We start from the raw sequence: 19,232 nt of genomic DNA, 5'->3' as shown, positions 1-19,232 counted from the left end.
CAAAAGCGTTTAGTCATGAGCGTTACTATAAAAAGAATATACGAGCCCGCTTCCACGGCTGACGGATACCGCATCCTGGTAGACCGTTTGTGGCCCCGCGGCCTGAAGAAAGAAGCCGCGCATATCGACGAATGGCTGAAGGAGGTAGCGCCTTCCGCAGATCTGCGAAAATGGTTCAACCACGAGCCGGAGAAATGGCCGCAGTTTGTCAAAAAATACCGGACAGAGCTTGGCGGTTCGGATGCTTTTGAGACCTTGCTGACGCGGATAAAGGCGCATAAGCGGGTCACTCTCCTGTATGGCGCCAAAGATGAGCGGCACAATCAGGCAGCAGCCCTGAAGGAATTTATCAAGCAGGGGTAGAAAAGCTTACCCGTTCTTTTTCTTGCCTTTTTTTGTGGCTTTCCGGTTGTGGGTTACGTCGTCGCCCTTAAATTCAAATTCCTCGTTTTTGCGGCTGTCCAGCGTGTCTTTGTTTTCTGCTTTTGTTTTTTTGGCATTTGTTGCCGGATGCCGGGGAAGATTATTGGACTGTTTCATGGCTGCAGGGTTTATCTTCTTCCTCCGCGCCAACTTGTATGCCGTTGTTTCGCCGGGATATTACCGGCTGGCATTGAACGGGTTTACGTTTTGAAGACCCCTGCACGAAAACCATGCAGGGGATTTTTTTCTACGGATGCGGCAAGAATATCGCCTGGGGCCGCATACCGTTAATGCCCTTCACCGTTCGTGTTCTCCCGGGGAACGGTAAGCTGCGAGGGCGTATTCTCCAGCGAGGTCCATTTCCGTATTTCCGCATTCATGGCCATTTCTACCAGGTACATCCAATCGCTGCTCCGGGTAGTATTGGCGATATGGTGATGGAAATTGGAATCCTGCAGGTAGTCGTCCGGCTTGGACAGCACCCGGGTTTGAGCGAATACCGCTTCAAATTGCTTTCTGCGTTTTGCAAAGCTTCCGACATATTGCCGGATCTCATTCAGCTTTGCCTTCTTGCCGGAGGCGGGTGCCTTGTCGTAGGCTTCCAGCAGGATGAGTAGCTGGGAGGGGTAGATCTGCAGGGCATTGAGCTGATCGAGCAGCTCAAGGGAATACCGGTTTCTTCCGGCCAGCTTCATATCGGTCCGGATACGGTTGCGGACGGTGTCGTACCGCGCCAGGGCCACCCGGGCATCCGCCAGCCTTTCGCGGTATTTTTCACTCCATGTGCCGGGGCTGCCGGCATCGGGTAAGGCCACCAGGTCCATCTCCTTTACGGCGCTTTTTCTGCCGCCTTTTTCCAGCAGGGCCGTTTCCCAGAAGGGGAGGCTGCGCTCCAGCACATCCTCGATCTCATGGGTGGGATCGCTCAGGGCCGGTCCGTAGAAGCGGTGGCGGAATATTGCCGCTGCCTGCTGCAGCGGGATGTCGGTATAATGCCAGCTGAACAGGGCAAAATAATGCAGACCCCGCCAGACCGTTTCGAAGTGGGGGGAGCTGTCGTCCCATACGGTGCACAGGATGCCGTCGAGGTCCTGTTCGGCGGTGATCCGGCAGAAGTCTTTGATGGATTCAAAGTTGGAGTGTTCCCTGGGAAGCATCATCGCCGTCTGTTGGGCCGCGGTGGCGGCCATGGCGCTGAGATGATTCGTCTTGTACCACCGCAGCGCATTGATGTTGCCCGGCAGGGAAGGATGGCTGTAGCTCCAGCGCATATACACGCAGTTGGTGGGAAACAGCCGGATATTTTCATCCAGCTTTTGCCTGTTTTCCGACCATATCTTTTCGGTTTCCGCCGGCGTCAGCGCGGGATCATAGGTGGTCTTGTAAAGATCGGCCAGCTTAAAGACCATATCGTCCCAGAAGATGGGTATACGGTGATGCGCTTTGGCAAATTCGCATACTTTCCTGAGCCAGTACATCTGCAGCTCAAAGGGCTTCATGCCGGATTTTTTGGAGAGGGCCGAGCTGCCGAGGCGGCCCACCTCATCGCCCCCCACATGGAGGTATTTGCCATAGGGCGTGGCGGCGATGGCATCTTCATAGAGCGAGAACTGCAGCTTATAGGTATCCGGGTCCAGCGGGGAAAAAGCCCAGTCGGAGGTGCTGTCTTCCCGCAGCCGCTTGTACTCTTCATGCTTGAGGATAAAGGAAGCGTGCCCCAGCCCCTGTACCAGCGGGCTGATCTCGATATTACGGTCGTGTGCGTAGCGGCTCAGCGCGGCAAACTGCTCCACGGAGATGGCATCGCTGGCGCCGACGGCTTTGGCCTTGCGGTAACGCAGCTTGTCTTCAAACTCCACAATGACGGCGTTGACCTTGATCCTGGCGAGGCGGTCCATCATGTCGTAATAGTAACGCACGTGGTCCATATGGTGCTTCAGGTCCAGGTGTACCGCCCGGTAGGCGATATCCGGATAATCGGTGATCCTGCAGGCGGGTACGGGCACCTGCTGGTCCCGGGCGTCTTCGAGGAGCTGCCCCAGGGTCTGGCAGCCATAAAAAAGACCGGCGGCCGCCCGGGCGCGGATGGCAACTTCCCCATTGGCGATGGTGAGGATATATCCTTCGGGGGATTCGGGAAGGGCGGGATCATCCGACAGGGTCAGGGAGAGCACGCCTTTTCCGCCCTGCGCGGCTACGGGCAGCGCAGCCAGCGTTGTTCCGTACAGCACGGGTCTTTTGTCGATACCCTGAAGGTGAATACCCCGCAGGGCATTGGCGGCGATGCCGGGGCCGGACTGCCATTCCAGCTTCTGGGGCCGGGGCAGGAGGCTGAATTTTCCGGTAAGGCTGTCCCGGCCGGGCGCTGCCGAGGCAGAGAACGTCGTACAAAGCAGACAGAGGGCCAGGCTGGAGATCAAAAACTTCATAGCGATTGTTTTATGCTGTTTCTATAAATTCCGATAAGCGAAAATTTCCGTAAGCGGCTTCACCGGCAAGGCCGTCCGCGCTGCCGTTACCGGTCCGGATCGGAGCGGACCGGATCCGCATACCAGTTGATATCGCCCGCTTCGCGGTGAACGGGTATCACGGTAAACATACATCTTCTTTGCCAGGGTTCAAACGATTCCGGCATCAGCAGCGGCAGCTTTACAAGGATAGTGTTCCATCCTTTTTTCAGCGATACGAATGCGGGCGGGCGGAAGTAATAGTTCTCGTCGGTCAGCGGCAGCTCCAGGTCTTTGTGGAGCTGGCGGCCGGGATATTTCCAGGCCGGCGGGGGAATGATCTTTCCGTTTATCCGGATGTTGCTTTGCTTTTCATCCCAGGTGCCGGCTTCCGGCGTTTCCCGGGCCAGGGAGCGGAGCAGGTTCCTGAAGCCGATCCACATGCGGATGGTGGTATCTGACGATGACCAGAGCCGCGTATAGGCGTACCAGGTAGTATGTTGCCGCGGCTCCGGGATCCAGGACTCGTAGTTGTGGTCATTGTTGTGATACCAGAGCCACAGGGTGGCTCCCGTAGCGCGGACGGAAGCGGCTGAATCCAGCGGGGTGCTATCGGCGTATTCCGGCCAGAAGGATGCGCCGGTGTTGCCGTTGTTCTCGAACGGGCCGAACAGCTTCCAGCGGAGCCGGGTTTGCCCGGCGTAAGGAAAGGGCAGTTTTGAGAAATAAGCCTTCTTGTGCGCGAGCAGGCGTTGCTCGAAGGCCTTGAACTCCTTGGCCCTGGCCGAAGTGTCGGGACCGATGCTCAGCACGGTGCCCGGGTAGCCTCCGCCTTTCCAGCTCCGTTCTCCGAAGGCGAGCATATCGGGGTACACCGCATTCTGGATGAGATGATCTTCTTCGCGCGCCATCCTCCGGTCGTCCCAGAGGCATATCTCGGCCCCCAGCAGCTGGCTGTCGCCCCGGACCCTGCCGCCGAGCTGCCGGTCGAAGATCGTGACGACGCTGCTCTCCGGATCCATATCGCTCAGGTAGAGGTCCCGGGAGTCGATATACCGCGCGCCGGCACGGATATCCGGTTCGGCGCGGTTGCCCCATACATGACGGATGGTATTCTCCGGATAATTACCGCCCGGCGCCCAACCGATGACCTGCTTGTGGTAGCCGGCGATCAGCCGCGCCACTTCGGGCAGGAAGCGCTTGTTGCGGATGGCAACCTCATCTCCGCCGATATGGATATAAGGCACGTCGTAGGTGGTACATACTTCGCGGAGGATCTCTTTGACGATATGCAGCCCGCTATCGCTTTGCATATCCGTACCCATGGCGCGGAAGAAGGCCTTGCTGTGCCCGGGCATGTCCAGCTCCGGCACAAGGGTGATATGCCGTTCGCGGCAATAGCGGATCAGGTCCTTCATTTCGGCTATGCTGTAAAACTTACCCTTGTTGCGCGTCATCGTCTCCGCCGCGGTGAGCCGGGGATATTTTCTGATCTGCAGCCGCCAGGCCACATCTTCGGTGAGATGGAAATGAAAGACGTTGAGCTTGTAGCGCGACATGATGTCGATCTGCTGTTTCAGCAGCTCGGGGGATTGGTAATTCCGGCCCACGTCCACCATAAAGCCGCGCCATGGGTAAGCCGGGTAGTCCACGATATGACAGCCCGGGACGTTATGATTACCGGCCGTTAGCTGGGCGAGCGTCTGCAGTCCGTTGAAGATGCCGTGCGGTGTATTGGCGGCCAGCGTTATGCCTTTGGAATCCGCCTCCAGCCGGTAGGCTTCCGTTGCTCCCATGGGGACGTTTACCTTTTCGAGGATCACCCGCAGGGAGTTGGGCTCATCTCCTCCGCCTTGCGTTACGGGAATGTGCAGCCCCATCCGTTGTTGCCAGCGGGACACTTCTTTTTCGAGGGAAGGATCGCTGACCACGACTGCCCGGCAGCGGGACAGGGCGAAGTTGCCGCCGGTCCACTCCACGGATTGCGGCGCCGGGATCAGGGCCGGCGTATCGGTGCGCCGCTGGGCGGTAAGCCCGGTGGACAGTATTAGGCACAGTCCGAGTAAGAGGCCTGTTTTGATCTTTCTTTTTGGGTGCTGTATCATACGATAATTCATTCGGAAAAAGTTGTGGCTTACCATCCCGGGTTCTGTTCCAGCTGCGGGTCCAGGTCAATTTCTTTTTGCGGGACGGGCCATACATAGTCGCGTTTGGGATCAAAAAACTCCACAAAGGCTTCGTCCTTTATGGTGACCAGCCGGCCGCTGCCATCCACATAGGTCATCCCATAGGAAGGACCGTTCATGACGTCTTCAGCCGTTTTCCAGCGACGGATATCGAAAAAGCGCTGGCCCTCGAAAGCGAGCTCGGTCGTGCGTTCGCGGCGGACGATGGTCCGCATCTCTTCCTGGGTATGCGTGCCCGTTACAGGGGGCAGCTTTACATCGGGCCGTTGCCGCACTTCGTTGATGGCATCGTATACGGAGCCGTCTATCTTGTTTTGTTCGATACGGGCTTCGGCATAGGTAAGCAGCACTTCCGCATACCGCATCAGGATGATGTTGATGCCGCAGTTCGCACGGTCTGCCGCATCTTCCTTGTTGATATACTTTTTGATGTTGAAGCCGCTTTTGGTGGAGCCGGGCTTATATCCCACCGCATCGGCCGAACCGCTGCCGGGAACCGAGTTGTAAGCGGAGCCGTCGGGCAGTTTGCTGCCCGGCACATACAGCGAATAGCCGAGACGGGGATCGCGGTTCTTATAGGGCTGCTTCGGGTCGAAGCCGCTGCCCGGCGCATCGATCGGCATGCCGTTGGACATTTCGTAAGCATCCGCGATCTTTTTTACCGGCACGATGTTGCCGGCCGCCGTCTGCGAATAGGGCGCCAGCAGGTCGAAGGCGTTGTTGGCCTGCACGCTTTTGATGAACTGTTTGTCCAGTATGACCTCGCTGTTGTCTTCCGCATCATAGGAAAACAGCTTTTCATAGCTGGGATAAAGACTATAGATCTTGGCGTCCATGACCGCTTTTGCAGCTTCGGCGGCTTTGTCATAGCGCCCGGCAAAAAGCATGGCCCGGGCGTCGAAGGCCAGCGCGGCGCCCTTTGTGATCCTGCCCGGCTCGGCGGCTTTGTCAGGCAGCTCTCCGGCGGCAGTATGAAATTCCTTATCCACGAAATCCCAGATCCCGGATACGGGCGTGCGGGTCAGCGCTTTGCCTTCCTCGATGGAGATGGTCTTGGTGATCAGCGGCACGCCACCGAACACGGAGCCAAGGCGGAAGTAGAGATAAGCGCGGATAAAGCGGGCTTCGCCCTTCAGCCGGGCAACGAGATCTGTGTCTTCCGTGGGTACCTTGTCCACGTTTTCCAGGAAATAATTGGCGGCGCGGATGCCTTTGTAGGCGTTGTTCCACCGGGTTTCGATCAGCCCGTTCAGGGGATCGAAGGTGCCTTTGACGATATAGGCCTCATCCATAAAGTTCTGGTTGGGCCTGGCGATATCGGACATGGCATCCCAGGAAAATATTTCCATTCCTTCCAGGTAATTATACAGGGCGTTGCAGGCCAGGACGGCGTCCTTTTCCTGGGTCCAGAAAATGGCCGTGGTGACGCGGTCGTTGGGCACGGTATCCAGCAGGTGGGGCTGGCAGCCGGCCAGCACCAGGGCGAAAAGGATATATAGCTTGTATTTCATTTTTTCTTTTTGATCGGGTCAGAAATCAAGGTTAATGCCGGCGGTATAAAGGGATACCTGCGGATAATAATCCAGCCTTCCCGAGGGAAACTCGGGATCGAGTCCGTATTGGGTAGCTTCGGAAAAGGTCAGCAGGTTGGAGCCGCTCAGGTATACCCTTGCCTTTTGGATATGCCACTTCTCCGTAAGCGAAGCAGGAAGGGTATAGCCGATCTGAAGGTTTTTCAGCTTCAGGTAGGCCGCGTTGATCATCCAGAAATCCGACATCTGCGAATTGCGTATGGAATTGGCTTCGGGGCGGGGGAAGGCTGCATGGGTATTTTCAGGCGTCCAGTAGTCCTTTTGCATGTCCAGGGTAAAGCCGCCCCAGTTGCCCTCTTCCCGGAGCGCGCCCGAAGGGAGGGCGTTGGCTTTTCCCACACCCTGGAAGAAGATGTTCGCATCAAAATTCTTATAGGTAAGGCCGATGTTCAGGCTATAGGTGTACCTGGGGATACTTGAGCCCAGCACTACATAATCGTCGGCATTGATGGCATTGTCCCCGTTTACGTCGGCATACTTCAGGTCTCCCGGCTTGGTACCCGGGTCAAAAACGGGATAGTGGTCAATTTCATCCTGGGAGGTGAAGTACCCGAGGGTTTTATACCCCATATACGCGTCGATGGGGAGCCCTTCTTTCCGGATCGTCAGCACCTCGTTCGGCGAGCCGTTGATATAGGGTCCGGTGCCGGCAAGACTGAGTATCTTATTGCGTATATCCGATAGGTTGGCGGTCAGGTTATACTGCAGCGCGCCCAGCTGATCGCGGTAGGTGAGGGACAGTTCCCAGCCTTTGTTCTGCACCACACCGGCATTCTGGGGAGGCGCAATCAGCCCTACGGTGCCGGGGATGGGCAGCACCAGCAGGATACCGGTCGTTTTTTTGACATAATAATCGAAGGTCAGACCCAGCTTTCCCCTGAGCAGCGCGGCGTCCAGCCCCACATCGGTTTGGGTGTTGGTTTCCCAGGTCAGATCCTGGTTGGCGAGGGTGGTCTGGATGATCCCCTGGGCCGCATTGCCGCCGAAATTATAATTATAGGCAGACAACGCTTCGTAATACGAGTAGAGATCTACCGCCTGGTTACCCGTTTTCCCCCAGGAGCCTCTGAGCTTGAACTCACTGAGCACAGGCGCCAGCCCTTCCCAGAAAGATTCCTGGGACAGCCGCCATGCGCCGGAGAAGGAGGGGAAAAAGCTGTATTTGTTTTTTCCGGTGAAGCGTGAAGACCCGTCATACCGGGCATTCGCCTCGAAAAAATACCGGTCTGCGTAGTTATAGGTCAGCCGTCCGAAATAGGAACGCAGCCCCCAGGAGTAATCGTGCCCGCTGTTGTCGCGGGAATCGTCGGCGCCCTGGGAGATCGCCTGCACATCGTTGTTATAAAAGCCGTTCCGGTAGGCGGAGAGGGTGTCCGCTTTGAAGGCGACCTGGGAATAGCCCAGCAGGGCATTGAGCGTATGTTTGCCCCATACCGCGTCATAGGTCAGCAGGTTGTTCAGCGTATATTCCGATTCGTTGTTACGGATCTCGGTGAGGCTGTTGGGGCTGACCGATTTCAGGATATTATCCTTGTTGTAATAGTCCCGGATCTCATACGATTTGGCAAAATTCTTCTGCGTAAACGACTCCAGCCTTCCCGCATATTGTGTCTGGAAATGCAGGCCTTTGAGCAGCTCGATATTGGCTTTCAGGTTGAAAAACCCATAGCGGCCGGCGGCATTGGAAGAGCCGTCCAGCACATCGGTCACCAGGGGGCTGTAATTTTCGGAGCCCAGTCCGTAGGTGCCGTCCGGGTAGCGCGGCACGGCGAAGTTGGAGCCGCTCAGCATGTACCGGAAGGCCTGGCTTTCATGCAGCGGGGACAGGTAATCCTTGATGCGGTAGTTGAAGTCGCCGGATACCGATATCCTTTTGGATACCTTCAGATCGGTGTTCACGCGCACTTCTTTTTTATCGCCGGACGACTGCGGTATGATCCCCTGCTGATTAAAATAGTTGAGGGTTACGATGGTCCTGATCTGTTCATTGCCTCCTTCCAGGGAAAGGGTATTGTTATTTTGCGGGGCGGGGCTCAGGAAATAGTCGAACCACACATTCGGCATGGGATATTTATACCGGTCGGTAGCGTGTACCCAGTCCTGTATCTGCTGTGGGGTATATTTGGGGTCGCCACCGGCATTGACCGAAGCGTTGTTCTGCAGGTTAAGGTAATCTTCGAGTCCCATGTGCTTGGGATGGTAGATGCTTCTCTGAATGGCATAATATCCGTCGTAGTGCACCTTCAGCTTTCCGGCGCTGGCCCTTTTGGTGGTGACCAGCACCACACCGTTGGCAGCCCGTGATCCGTAGATCGCCGTAGAGGCGGCATCCTTGAGCACGGTCACGGATGCAATATCATTCGGGTTGATATCCTGCAGGCTTTGTTCTACCCCGTCTACCATCACCAGGGGATCGTTGTTGCCCAGCGTGGTGACCCCGCGGATCCGGATGGCGGCGTTGGCTTTTCCGGGCGCCCCGCCCCGATCTTCCACGGTAACGCCGGGCGCAAGGCCCTGTAAGGCCTGGGGAGCATTGGATACGGGGCGTTTTACCAGCGCATCTCCCTGGATATCCGATACGGCGCTGGTGAGGCTGGATTTTTTCTGTACGCCGTAGCCTACCACCACGAGGCGGTCCAGGGTATTGGATACGGCCCGGAGGTGCACCGTCAGGTTCCGGCTGCCGTTTACCGGTACTTCCCTGAGCTGGTAGCCGATATAACTGAACACCAGCACGGCGTCTTCGGGGGCTTCCAGCTCAAAGCGGCCGCTGGCATCGGTGACCGTACCCCCGCTGCCATCTTTTATCTTCACGGATACGCCCACGAGCGGCTGGCCGGTGCTGTCGCTTACCGTGCCGGTAACCGGCGGCGCCTTTGCCGGCGGCTGTTCTGCTGTCGAAGGGGAAGACGGCCGGGGCGTGATGATGATGGTATTGTCCATGATCCGCCAGGAGAGGGGAAGGCCCTCCAGACATTTATCCATCGCTTCCCCGATCGTTGCATTTTCTACCTGTACCGAGATCTTTTTCTGCAGCTGGCCGACTTTTTCGTTGTTATAGAGCAACAAATAACCGCTTTGCTGCCGGATGGCCGCAAACGCCTCTTCCGGGGTGGCGGCTTTGAGGGAAAGGGTGATCCGCGTCTGCTGGGCGTATACCGCCGCCGAAGTTTTCATGCAGACCGTCAGCATGAGCGTCAGGGCCAGTTTCATGATCCGGAAGGTTTTTGTGAATGCCCGGGGCCGGCCATATCTGGTTTGTCCGGGTAATGATTGTTGCATATCTTGGTTTGGTTTTGAATGAACATGGGCTGTCCTGCCTGATGTTTATGAAATATCCTCCGGGAATGTTGCCGCATTCCCGGATTTGTTTTTTTACCCTAAAAAAAGGTCCGGTCGCCCGCTCAGGGGGTGACGATGACCTGCCGGCCCCGCACCTCAAAATGAGCTCCCCCGGTGAGGGCCAGCATTTCCAGCACCCTGCCGATATTCTCCTGCCGGCGTATGGCCCCCGTAAAGTGGCTGGAGGGAAGCCGGTTTTCTTTATAACTTACTTCTATGTCATACCAGCGGCCCAGCTTTCGCATGATGGAGGCCAGGTCGTCGTTATGAAAGACGAACAATCCCCGTTTCCAGGCGGTGGCCTCGTCCACATCGGCGGCTGCCAGCAGCGTCGGGCCGTCCTCCGGCGATTCTGCCTGCTGTCCCGGCTGCAGGAGCAGCGCTCTGCCATTGTTTCCTTCGGGCCGGACCTTTACCTTTCCTTTCACAAGGGTAGTGCGTACCCGGTGCTCGTCGGGATAGGCATCGATGTTGAATTCGGTGCTCAATACCTTCACTTCCGTATGGTTGGCACGGACCACGAAGGGACGGTCGGGATCGGGCGCCACGTCGAAATAGGCTTCCCCGGTTATCCCCACTTCCCGCGTTTTTCCGGTAAATACCGTGGGGTAGCGGACCGAGGAGGCGGCGTTGAGCCATACCCGTGTGCCGTCGGAAAGCTGCAGCTGGTACTGCCCTCCGCGCGGCGTGGAGAGCGTGTTGTATTCTGGTGATGCCGGTGACGTATTCCCCTGCAGGGCATGATAGGTCAGCGCCCCGCTGTCCTGTCTGACGCGTACGTTTCCCTGCCGGACCGGTATGGTCTTTTCCGCTTCGCCCAGCGGGACGGTCGTCCCGTCGGATAAGGTCAGCCGGGCTTTGTTGCCCCCGGGGGTAATTTCCTGCCGGACGCCTGCCGAAGCCTGCGGCGACCGCAAAGGGGTATGATCATGGAAATAAACGGCCGCAGAACCCAGCAGCAGGGCGGCCGTTGCAGCGGCGGTAAGGTAAAGCCGCCTTCGCCGGAGGATCCGTACGGAAGACGTTGACGGATGACCCGTTACGTTCTTATACATCTCCCGCCAGTCCACCGGGTAGCTTTTCTTTTCTGCGGACAGCGTTTCCCAAAGCGCCGACAGCCGGCCGGAGAGCTTTTCTCCGGTATCTGCCTGCTGCAGGAGCGACACCAGTTCCTCCACTTCTTCCGGCGTGCATTCCCGCCGGAGGTATCGCTCAAAGAGATGATTCAGCCTTTCCGAGTCTGCCGCCATATAAGCAAGACACTTCAGGACGAAAAGAGGACTAACCGGCCGGAAAATTTTTACCGGGTCAGCAAAAACAGGAGCAGGAGAAACGGGAAGTGATGGTCGGTGAGATAGCCCCGGATAAAACGGAGCGCCTGGGAGAGATGGTTTTTTACGGTGTTGCGGGAAAGCTGAAGCCGGCTGGCGATCTCCTCCAGGTCGTACCCCTGATAGCGGCTCAGTCTGAAAACAAGGCTGCGCTGGGGAGACAGCCGTTCCAGCGCCCGTCCGACCAGCTGCTCGTATTCCGAAAAAGCCACCTGATGCTCTACCGGGGAAACGGCTTCATGCATGCTGTTTTTCAGGAGGGCCATAACACGTTCGTCGTTCTGCGCTTTCCGGATATAATTCAGCGCCTTGTTCCGCGCCATGGCAAAGAGGTAATGTTCTATGTGGTTGACAGACGACAGGCTTTCCCGGTTTACCCATAGCTTCAGGAAGAGTTCCTGGGTAAGATCTTCCGCTGCTGCCGGCGCATGTACGAGCGCAAGAATAAAGCCATACAGGCGCTTGCTGTATGCGTCATAAAGCTGTATGAAAGCTTCTTCTGCCAGGGGGATATGCGCACCGGATCGCATAATGCATGAGAGCGCTCGGCTCTTCCGGTGTAATATTAATCATTTTAAAAACAGCAGGGAAGCCCTTTATTTCTTCTTCAGCACCTGGTATAAATAATTCCGGCCGTCTTTGGGAATCCTTTTCAGGATACGGTCGTCTACGGCGTTCTTGAGCGCCTGGCTCACCGATGCGCTTCTGAAGGTAAGGTTGTATTCGCTCCGGCAGAAATCGATGATCTCTCTCACGCTCCTGGGGGTATGAAGAAAAGCGGTCTTTGACAAACGGAACTCGATGACGGCGTTGAGGTGAGGCGGCTCTTCCAGTATCTTATAGGCCGACGACCGGTGTTGCTGATGATACCTCCGCATTTGTGACCGTATGGTCAGCTCATCGGGCAGCGGCTTATCGTAGTTGGTGAAATCGTAGAGCTTCATCGAGAAAAAGTGACTGACGGCCAGGAGGTAATCGCCGGTAAAACCCTTGCCGGCTTCCATGGAGCGGATGGTGTCTTTGGAAATGCCGGCAGCCTTGCCCAGCTGTGACTGGGTAAGGCTGAGCAGGCTGCGAAATTGGCGGATACGTATGCCGATAGCCTTCTTCTCCTTGTCGATGAGCTCCTTCACCCGACAAAAGGAGAGAAAAAATATATCTAATATTTATCAAAAATTTCGTCTTTTAAAGATTATCCTAAAATAACATTTTTTTAAGTCCTTTGCCGGCTGCGGTTCAGCCCGGAGGGCTTATCTTTATTAAATGTCCCAAACCGGTTCCGGGAATGAAGCAAGGCTACTTTTTACCGCTTGTTTTACTTTCGTTATGGTGTTGCTGCCGTCCTGCAGCGGCGCAGACGCCGTTGCACGGGCGGGTGGAAGACTCGGCCACGCATTCCCCGGTTCCCGGGGCGCGCATCGCCAACCTGGCCACCTATACCGTGGTGCTGGCCGACGACAGCGGCGGCTTCAGCATCCCTGCCATACCGGGCGACCGGCTGCGGGTCTCCGCCCTCGGCTTTGAAGAAAAGGAGCTGGCCGCCGGCGGGCGGCGGCAGCTTACCGTGACGCTGCCCCGGAAGGTGAACCAGCTGCCGGAAATAGCCGTTGTCGCCCATACTTACCGCAGCGATTCAGCGAAGCTGCGCAGCGAGTACGATAAATTTTTTCATTATCATAAGCCGCGGGCGGGTGAGATCATTGCCGTGGCGCCCCTGGGTGTGGGCATCAATATCGACAAGCTGTATGAATGGTCGCATTTCAGGGCCAATAAACGGAAGCTGCGCTTCCGGCAGGAGCTGCTGAATTACGAGCAGGAAAGATATATCGATCATGTCTTTAACCCTGAAGTGGTGAAAAAGATCATCCCCCTCATCCCCGACGACTCGCTGATCCTCTTCCTGAAGCGGTACCGCCCCTCGTATCCCTTCCTGAAAAACGCTACCCAGTACGACCTGTATGCCTATATCAAAAACAGCTACCGTATGTTCTCCCGCGCTGCAGCGGCAGATACGGCGCTCCCGGCGCTCCGGCCGGTCGCTGCAGACGGCCCTTAATCGGTAAGACGCGTTTTTCTGCTGTCTATGCTGAGCGGCCCTGATCCGAAGTAGGCGATCAGCAGCGCCCCGCCGAGCATGGACAGGTTTTTCATAAACATGGCCATCTGGAACTGCCTGGTCATCGGATCGGCCACCGCCCAGAAATTGTGCATCATAAAGCTGACGGGAATTAGGAAGATCGCGATCAGCCAGGCGCCTGCCCGCGCCCGGTAGCCCAGGATGATGCTCAGCGCGCCGAGGATCGCGATGATACCGGAAAAGGGAACCAGGAAGGCGGCGCCGGGGACATGTTGCGATTCGGCATAGGCGGCGGTGGCGGGAGAGAAATGATTGACCGCCGTCATCAGAAAGATCAGCGAGAAAAGGATCCGGCCGATCAGCAGAATTACTTTCATAAAAGCGGGTTTAAGGGTGATGAGGTGCAGCCCCAGCGCAGGATGCGCCTGCGCCGCAGGGCGCCTTCATAAAAATAAGCAATTTTTGCATCCCGTGATTCAAACCCGGCACCCGGGGCTGCCGTCCTGATCGCGCCGGTTTGTACCGGCGAAAGATGCCCTTTCTTTTGGGCGGCGCAGCCATAATATTATCTTTGAAGAAATAAATCAGAATGGCGCCATCCTCTTTATTCCCCCGGCGGGTTGTCCTGCTGCTGCTCGTTGCCCTGCTGCTGCCGGGAACCGTTGCGCTCTATGCGCAGGACCGGTATAAAAAACAAAGGCTGAAAGTCTCGGACAACCGGCGCTTCCTGGTATACGAAGACGGCACTCCCTTCTTCTGGCTCGCGGATACCGGCTGGGAGCTGTTTCACCGCCTGACCCTGAAGGAGGCCCGGCAGTATCTCCACAACCGGCGTAAAAAGGGATTTACCGTGATCCAGGCGGTAGTACTGGCCGAAGAAGGAGGGTTGCATGTTCCCAATGCGGAAGGACATCTGCCGCTGCACGGGGATGATCCGATGCAGCCCGACGAGGCTTATTTCCGCGATATGGATGCGGTGATCAAAGCGGCGGCGCGGGAGGGCATATTCATCGCGTTGCTGCCGACCTGGGGCAGTAATGTCCGCAATACCCGGGATAAGGGAGACGGTATTTTTACCGTGGACAATGCCCGTGGATACGGCCGTTTCCTCGCCGGCCGGTATAAAGATCAATGGAATATCATATGGATACTGGGAGGCGACCGCCTGCCCCGCGATGCAAAAAGCCTCGCCATCTGGAGGGCCATGGCCCAGGGTATCGAAGCGGGTGCGGGCGGCGCCGGCCGTGCGCTCATCACCTATCATCCCCAGCCGCATGAGCCGGGCGGCTCTTCAGATTGGTTTCACCGGGATGCCTGGCTGGACTTCAACATGCACCAGACCGGGCACTGCAAGGATGACGCGGTGTACCTGAAGATCACCCACGATTATAACCTTCAGCCTGTGAAGCCTGTGCTGGACGGGGAATCGCTTTACGAAGACCACCCCATTTGCTTTGATGCCAAAAAGTATGGCTATTCCAAAGCGGCCGACGTGCGGAAGAAGTTTTACTGGGATCTCTTTGCCGGCGCCTTCGGCATCACATACGGCTGTCATGATATCTGGCAGTTCAATGCTCCGCAACGGCAGCCGGTGAACGGTCCGCCCCGCTATTGGTACGACGCGCTGGACCTGCCCGGCGCCTTCCAGGCCGGGATCGTGAAAAGGCTGATGTGCTCCCGGCCCTTCCTGCAGCGGATCCCGGATAACAGCATCCTTACGGGCGACCGGCATTCCGGCGCAGATTATATCACCGCCACAAGGGCTTCCGACGGCAGCTATGCTATGGTATATTCGGCGACGGGCCAGCCGTTTACCGTACAGCTGGGCAAGCTGCAGGGCGATGAGCTGAAGGCCTGGTGGTTCAGCCCCCGCGACGGGAAGGCAGCGGCTGCCGGGACCTTCCCGGCCAGGGGCGAAAAACGTTTTACACCGCCTTCCAGCGGCTATGACAACGACTGGGTGCTGGTATTGGACGACGCGGGCCGTCATTTCCCGGCGCCGGGGCGGTAATACTGCCGGGGTTGTCGTTATGTGCGTTGATAACGGTAAGGGCTATACCATTTCCGATGCCCGGTACCCGGCGGCGGCTATGGCTTCCGTTACAGCGCCGGCACCGGCGTCGGGATTGGTGACGGTAAGTGTTTTGTCAGCGCTTGCCAGATCTACCGTCCAGCTGCCCCGCCCTGCCGCTTTATCGAGGAAGGGCGTGATCTTTTCCACACAGCCGCTGCACTTGATATTTGTCCTGAATTGTAATGTTTTCATGATTATTGCTTTCGTTTATTTAAAACAATCTGACATAATCTTTGAACCAAAAATTTTTACTCCGTTTCCCTGTTGTTATCTCCTTTAGAATGTCCAAAGCTGTTAATTCATTCAGTAATTTATAGGCCGTTCCCCTGGATACACCTGTCAGGAAGGCTATCCGTTGTTGATCAATAATAGGGGCCTGATAAAGATTGTCCATTAGTTTTAACAAGTGAGGTGTATGTTTTCCCACTGTCTGTATTTTGAGCTCACATTCTTTTTTGAGTTTTAAAATAGCGTCAAAAGTATTAATCCCATTTTTTGCCGTTTCTATAATGCCTACCAGAAAAAATTTAAACCATTGTTTCAAGTCTCCCTTAGTGCGTACGTTATTAAGATTATCATAATAGAGCTGTCTGTTTCTCTCAAAGAAATCAGACAGGTATAATACCGGTTTCTTTAGAATGCCCTTTTCTACCAGATATAGCGCAATCATGAGCCTGCCTATACGTCCGTTGCCATCCAAAAAGGGATGTATGGTTTCGAATTGATAGTGGATCAGGGCTATTTTTAATAGGTCCGGGAAAAATTGGTCTTCATTATGAGCAAAATGTTCCAGATCGCTCATTAGTTCCTGTATGCTGGTATGAACCGGCGGTATAAAAGTGGCATCTGAAAGCGTAGCACCTCCTATCCAGTTTTGGCTGGTGCGAAATTCCCCCGGCATTTTATGTTGTCCTCTTACGCCTTGTAACAGGATTTTGTGGGTGAGCCGGATAAGCCTTGAAGAAAAGGGAAGCTCCTGTAACCGCAGGATGGCATGGTTAATGGCATCTATGTAGTTATGTACTTCTTCCCAATCGCTCCGTTGTTCGGGCTGAAGGTCCTCTTTTTTCATAATGGCTTCTTCCAGATTCGTCTGGGTACCCTCTATTTTGCTGCTTTGAGTGGCTTCTTTAAGGATATGCATGCTGATAAACAAGTCAATATTGGGTATATATTCACTATACATATCCAATCGCCCTATTTGCCTGTCAGCTTGTGAAAGGAGTTTTTGCAGCTCCATATCCTGAACCAACCATGGTTTATTAATTAACGAGGGCTGAAAGCTTCTATAAGTTCCCTGATTTTGGTAAGAACCCGGATTAAATGTCAACATTTTCGTGAATTGTTATACAAAAATACTTAATTTGTTCAAAAAAATGTCATTTTTTGTACTGATGTATATTTTTAGTTCACAAAAACGGCAAAAATTATACTAATGGGTTTTCTTCGTCCAAAATACACGCAAAATCCTCTTGCTACAATTTTCCCCATTTCAGCCGCAGGCTGTTGCCGACCACCGATACCGAGCTCAGGGCCATCGCCGCTCCCGCGATCATCGGATTCAGCAGAAATCCGTTCAGGGGGTACAGGATGCCGGCCGCCACCGGAATACCGATAAGGTTATAGATAAAGGCCCAGAAGAGGTTCTGCCGGATGGTGCGCACGGTTTTGCGCGACAACGCCAGTGCCCTGGGGATGGCATTCAGATCCGAGCTCATCAGCGTGATCCGGGCTACATCCATGGCGATATCCGATCCTTTCCCCATGGCAATACCCACATCGGCCTGTGCCAGGGCCTGGCTGTCATTGATACCGTCGCCCGCCATGGCCACCACCTTGCCCTGCTGCTGCAGCTGCCGGATGAAGTCCGCTTTTCCGGCGGGAAGCATCCCGGCCTGGTAATGCTGCAGACCGGTTTCGCGTGCCACTGCGGCGGCGGTAGCGGGATTATCCCCCGTGAGCATGTATACGCTGATGCCTTGCTGCTGCAGGGTGGCCACTGCCTGCTTTGAACCGGTCTTTACCGGGTCCGCAACGGCGAGGACGGCAACGGCTTGCTGCTCCTCCGCAAAGAAGATCACCGTGCGGGCCTGCTGCTGCCATTGTGATGCCGGTTTCGCCAGCGACGGGGGAACGGCGACGTTATGCGCTTCCAGCAGGGCAGGGTTGCCGGCAAGATATTGCTTGCCGCCGTACCGGGCCTGTATGCCCCTTCCCGTAATGCTGCTGATCTTTTCCAGCGGCAGCGGGCGGGTCCCCTGTTCCTTCAGGTACTGCGCGATGGCTCCCGCCAGGGGGTGATCCGACTGCGATTCCATGGCAAGCAGCACGGCCTGCAGTACCGCGGTGTTCACGCCTTCGCTGAAATGAAATCCGGTAACGGCAGGCTTTCCTTCGGTGAGGGTGCCGGTCTTGTCCAGCACCAGGGCATCCACCTTATAGCCCTGCTCCAGGCTTTCCGCATCCCGGATGAGGATATGGTTTTCGGCGGCCCTGCCCACACCGGCCATTATAGCGGTAGGCGTAGCCAGACCCAGTGCGCAGGGGCAGGCGATCACCAGCACCGTCACCGCTGTGAGTAGCCCATGGGTAAAAGCCTGCTCCCCGCCGGCAAATAGCCAGATCAGAAAGGTGAGGACGGCGAGCCCCATCACCACCGGCACAAAGATGCCGGCCACCTTGTCCACCAACCGCTGCACGGGCGCACGGCTGCCCTGCGCTTCCTGCACCATCCGGATGATCTGCCCCAGCAGGGTATCGGCGCCCACCTTTTCGGCCCGGAAGCTGAAGCTGCCCTCCTGGTTGAGGGTGCCGGCAAAGACGGTGTCGCCCGCAGTCTTGCCCACCGGTACCGGCTCTCCGCTGATCATGCTTTCATCCACATAAGAGCCGCCCCGGCTGAGCTTTCCGTCTACCGGTATCTTTTCGCCCGGCTTTACCAGGATGAGATCGCCGGGCTTTACCGCCTGCAGCGGAATCTCCCGCGTGCTGCCGTCGTCGTCCTGCACGGCCACGGTCCTGGGCTGCAGGCCGATCAGCTTTTTCAGGGCGGCGGAGGTGCCGGCTTTGGCCTTTTCTTCCAGCAGCCGGCCCAGAGAGATGAATACGATGATCACGGCGGCGGCTTCGAAATAGACATGCGCTTCCAGACCGCGGCCGGTCCAGAACTGCGGCCAAAAGGTATTAAAGGCGCTGAATAAAAATGCAATGCCGGTGCTCAGCGCTACCAGCGTATCCATATTGGCCCTCCCGTGCCTCGCCTGCTTTGCAGCGTTGACGAAAAACGACCTGCCGAAGAAAAATACCACGGGGGCGGACAGGATCAGCATGATCATATTGGCATAGGGCAGCTGCATGAAGAGCATGGCGATCAGCACAACCGGCAGGGTGAAAGCGGCAGCCCAAAGGGTTTGCCGCAGCAGACGCCGGTATTGTTTGCGCTGTGCGGTTTCCTGGGCTTCCTCCCGGTGCTCCGGAAGGATCACCAGGTCGTACCCGATGGAGCGCACGGCCTGCTGCAGCGCTTCGGGAGCAACGGTATTTTGATCGTATTCCACCTGCGCGCGCTGGCTGGCATAATTCACTTCGGCATGCCGCACGCCCGGCACCGACTGCAGCATCGAAGCTACGCTGACGGCGCAGGAGGCGCAGGACATCTCCAGCACAGGAAAGGTTTCTTTTATAACAGAAGGCATGTTGTCTGCTTTTCCACAAAGGTACCTCCACCCCGGGCGGCTGCTGTTACATAATTTGGGAAAAG

15 protein-coding genes are annotated in these 19,232 nt (G+C 56.3%); 3 read left to right on the top strand and 12 right to left on the bottom strand.

The annotated features are described in order from the left end of the window. The first annotated feature begins 15 nt into the window (after nt 1-15). Nucleotides 16-363, top strand: a complete 348-nt coding sequence (locus ABD851_RS13265) for a DUF488 domain-containing protein (RefSeq protein WP_344980051.1) — start codon at nt 16-18, stop codon at nt 361-363. A gap of 6 nt (nt 364-369) precedes the next feature. Here the strand turns inward: ABD851_RS13265 and ABD851_RS13260 are convergent, their stop codons facing one another. The 8 genes from ABD851_RS13260 to ABD851_RS13225 form a co-directional block, all read right to left on the bottom strand. Then, entirely contained in the window at nt 370-540 is a 171-nt protein-coding gene (locus ABD851_RS13260; protein ID WP_344980049.1) for a hypothetical protein, read from the bottom strand. Between the two features lie 170 nt (nt 541-710). After that, nucleotides 711-2,852, bottom strand: coding sequence for a glycoside hydrolase family 20 zincin-like fold domain-containing protein (locus ABD851_RS13255; RefSeq protein WP_344980048.1), 2,142 nt, complete (start codon nt 2,850-2,852; stop codon nt 711-713). An 86-nt stretch (nt 2,853-2,938) separates the two neighbouring features. Then, complete coding sequence (locus tag ABD851_RS13250; protein WP_344980046.1) at nt 2,939-4,975, bottom strand: family 20 glycosylhydrolase; 2,037 nt, start codon at nt 4,973-4,975, stop codon at nt 2,939-2,941. Nucleotides 4,976-5,004: 29 nt separating this feature from the next. Further along, nucleotides 5,005-6,567: a RagB/SusD family nutrient uptake outer membrane protein gene (locus ABD851_RS13245; protein ID WP_344980044.1), complete on the bottom strand. Its 1,563-nt coding sequence runs from the start codon at nt 6,565-6,567 to the stop codon at nt 5,005-5,007. Between the two features lie 18 nt (nt 6,568-6,585). Next, a complete protein-coding gene (locus ABD851_RS13240) occupies nt 6,586-9,861 on the bottom strand; it encodes a TonB-dependent receptor (protein ID WP_344980043.1) in 3,276 nt (1,091 codons plus the stop codon). A 191-nt stretch (nt 9,862-10,052) separates the two neighbouring features. Further along, entirely contained in the window at nt 10,053-11,240 is a 1,188-nt protein-coding gene (locus tag ABD851_RS13235; RefSeq protein WP_344980041.1) for a FecR family protein, read from the bottom strand. A gap of 50 nt (nt 11,241-11,290) precedes the next feature. Continuing rightward, nucleotides 11,291-11,851, bottom strand: coding sequence for an RNA polymerase sigma factor (locus tag ABD851_RS13230; RefSeq protein ID WP_344980040.1), 561 nt, complete (start codon nt 11,849-11,851; stop codon nt 11,291-11,293). Between the two features lie 66 nt (nt 11,852-11,917). Next, nucleotides 11,918-12,454, bottom strand: coding sequence for a helix-turn-helix transcriptional regulator (locus ABD851_RS13225; RefSeq protein ID WP_344980038.1), 537 nt, complete (start codon nt 12,452-12,454; stop codon nt 11,918-11,920). A gap of 152 nt (nt 12,455-12,606) precedes the next feature. On the opposite strand from ABD851_RS13225, the gene ABD851_RS13220 reads away from it, so the two are divergent. Then, nucleotides 12,607-13,377, top strand: a complete 771-nt coding sequence (locus ABD851_RS13220) for a carboxypeptidase-like regulatory domain-containing protein (RefSeq protein ID WP_344980037.1) — start codon at nt 12,607-12,609, stop codon at nt 13,375-13,377. On the opposite strand, the gene ABD851_RS13215 is transcribed toward ABD851_RS13220, so the two are convergent. Beyond that, entirely contained in the window at nt 13,374-13,775 is a 402-nt protein-coding gene (locus ABD851_RS13215) for a DoxX family protein (RefSeq protein WP_344980035.1), read from the bottom strand. The two genes, ABD851_RS13220 and ABD851_RS13215, sit on opposite strands and share 4 nt — an antisense overlap. A 212-nt stretch (nt 13,776-13,987) precedes the next feature. On the opposite strand from ABD851_RS13215, the gene ABD851_RS13210 reads away from it, so the two are divergent. After that, nucleotides 13,988-15,409 carry a glycoside hydrolase family 140 protein gene (locus ABD851_RS13210; RefSeq protein WP_344980033.1) on the top strand — a complete coding sequence of 474 codons (1,422 nt, stop codon included), beginning with the start codon at nt 13,988-13,990 and terminating at the stop codon, nt 15,407-15,409. Between the two features lie 42 nt (nt 15,410-15,451). Here ABD851_RS13210 and ABD851_RS13205 read toward each other — a convergent pair whose 3' ends face one another. The 3 genes from ABD851_RS13205 to ABD851_RS13195 form a co-directional block, all read right to left on the bottom strand. Further along, nucleotides 15,452-15,664: a heavy-metal-associated domain-containing protein gene (locus ABD851_RS13205; RefSeq protein ID WP_344980032.1), complete on the bottom strand. Its 213-nt coding sequence runs from the start codon at nt 15,662-15,664 to the stop codon at nt 15,452-15,454. A gap of 19 nt (nt 15,665-15,683) precedes the next feature. Further along, nucleotides 15,684-16,805: a Fic family protein gene (locus ABD851_RS13200; protein ID WP_344980030.1), complete on the bottom strand. Its 1,122-nt coding sequence runs from the start codon at nt 16,803-16,805 to the stop codon at nt 15,684-15,686. Nucleotides 16,806-16,947: 142 nt separating this feature from the next. Then, on the bottom strand, nt 16,948-19,167 hold the full coding sequence (locus ABD851_RS13195) for a heavy metal translocating P-type ATPase (RefSeq protein WP_344980028.1): 2,220 nt from the start codon (nt 19,165-19,167) through the stop codon (nt 16,948-16,950). Between the last annotated feature and the right edge of the window lie 65 nt (nt 19,168-19,232).

The sequence above is a fragment of the Compostibacter hankyongensis genome, from assembly GCF_039541075.1.
Taxonomy (GTDB): Bacteria; Bacteroidota; Bacteroidia; order Chitinophagales; family Chitinophagaceae; genus Compostibacter; species Compostibacter hankyongensis.
This window is presented reverse-complemented; position numbering and strand designations above follow the sequence as displayed.

Coding starts and splice junctions, on each gene's coding strand:
- ABD851_RS13230 (WP_344980040.1), bottom strand. CDS start 11,851: ATGCGATCCGGTGCGCATATCCCCCTGGCAGAAGAAGCTTTCATACAG.
- ABD851_RS13245 (WP_344980044.1), bottom strand. CDS start 6,567: ATGAAATACAAGCTATATATCCTTTTCGCCCTGGTGCTGGCCGGCTGC.
- ABD851_RS13235 (WP_344980041.1), bottom strand. CDS start 11,240: ATGGCGGCAGACTCGGAAAGGCTGAATCATCTCTTTGAGCGATACCTC.
- ABD851_RS13265 (WP_344980051.1), top strand. CDS start 16: ATGAGCGTTACTATAAAAAGAATATACGAGCCCGCTTCCACGGCTGAC.
- ABD851_RS13220 (WP_344980037.1), top strand. CDS start 12,607: ATGAAGCAAGGCTACTTTTTACCGCTTGTTTTACTTTCGTTATGGTGT.
- ABD851_RS13250 (WP_344980046.1), bottom strand. CDS start 4,975: ATGATACAGCACCCAAAAAGAAAGATCAAAACAGGCCTCTTACTCGGA.
- ABD851_RS13195 (WP_344980028.1), bottom strand. CDS start 19,167: ATGCCTTCTGTTATAAAAGAAACCTTTCCTGTGCTGGAGATGTCCTGC.
- ABD851_RS13260 (WP_344980049.1), bottom strand. CDS start 540: ATGAAACAGTCCAATAATCTTCCCCGGCATCCGGCAACAAATGCCAAA.
- ABD851_RS13205 (WP_344980032.1), bottom strand. CDS start 15,664: ATGAAAACATTACAATTCAGGACAAATATCAAGTGCAGCGGCTGTGTG.
- ABD851_RS13215 (WP_344980035.1), bottom strand. CDS start 13,775: ATGAAAGTAATTCTGCTGATCGGCCGGATCCTTTTCTCGCTGATCTTT.
- ABD851_RS13200 (WP_344980030.1), bottom strand. CDS start 16,805: ATGTTGACATTTAATCCGGGTTCTTACCAAAATCAGGGAACTTATAGA.
- ABD851_RS13240 (WP_344980043.1), bottom strand. CDS start 9,861: ATGAAACTGGCCCTGACGCTCATGCTGACGGTCTGCATGAAAACTTCG.
- ABD851_RS13255 (WP_344980048.1), bottom strand. CDS start 2,852: ATGAAGTTTTTGATCTCCAGCCTGGCCCTCTGTCTGCTTTGTACGACG.
- ABD851_RS13210 (WP_344980033.1), top strand. CDS start 13,988: ATGGCGCCATCCTCTTTATTCCCCCGGCGGGTTGTCCTGCTGCTGCTC.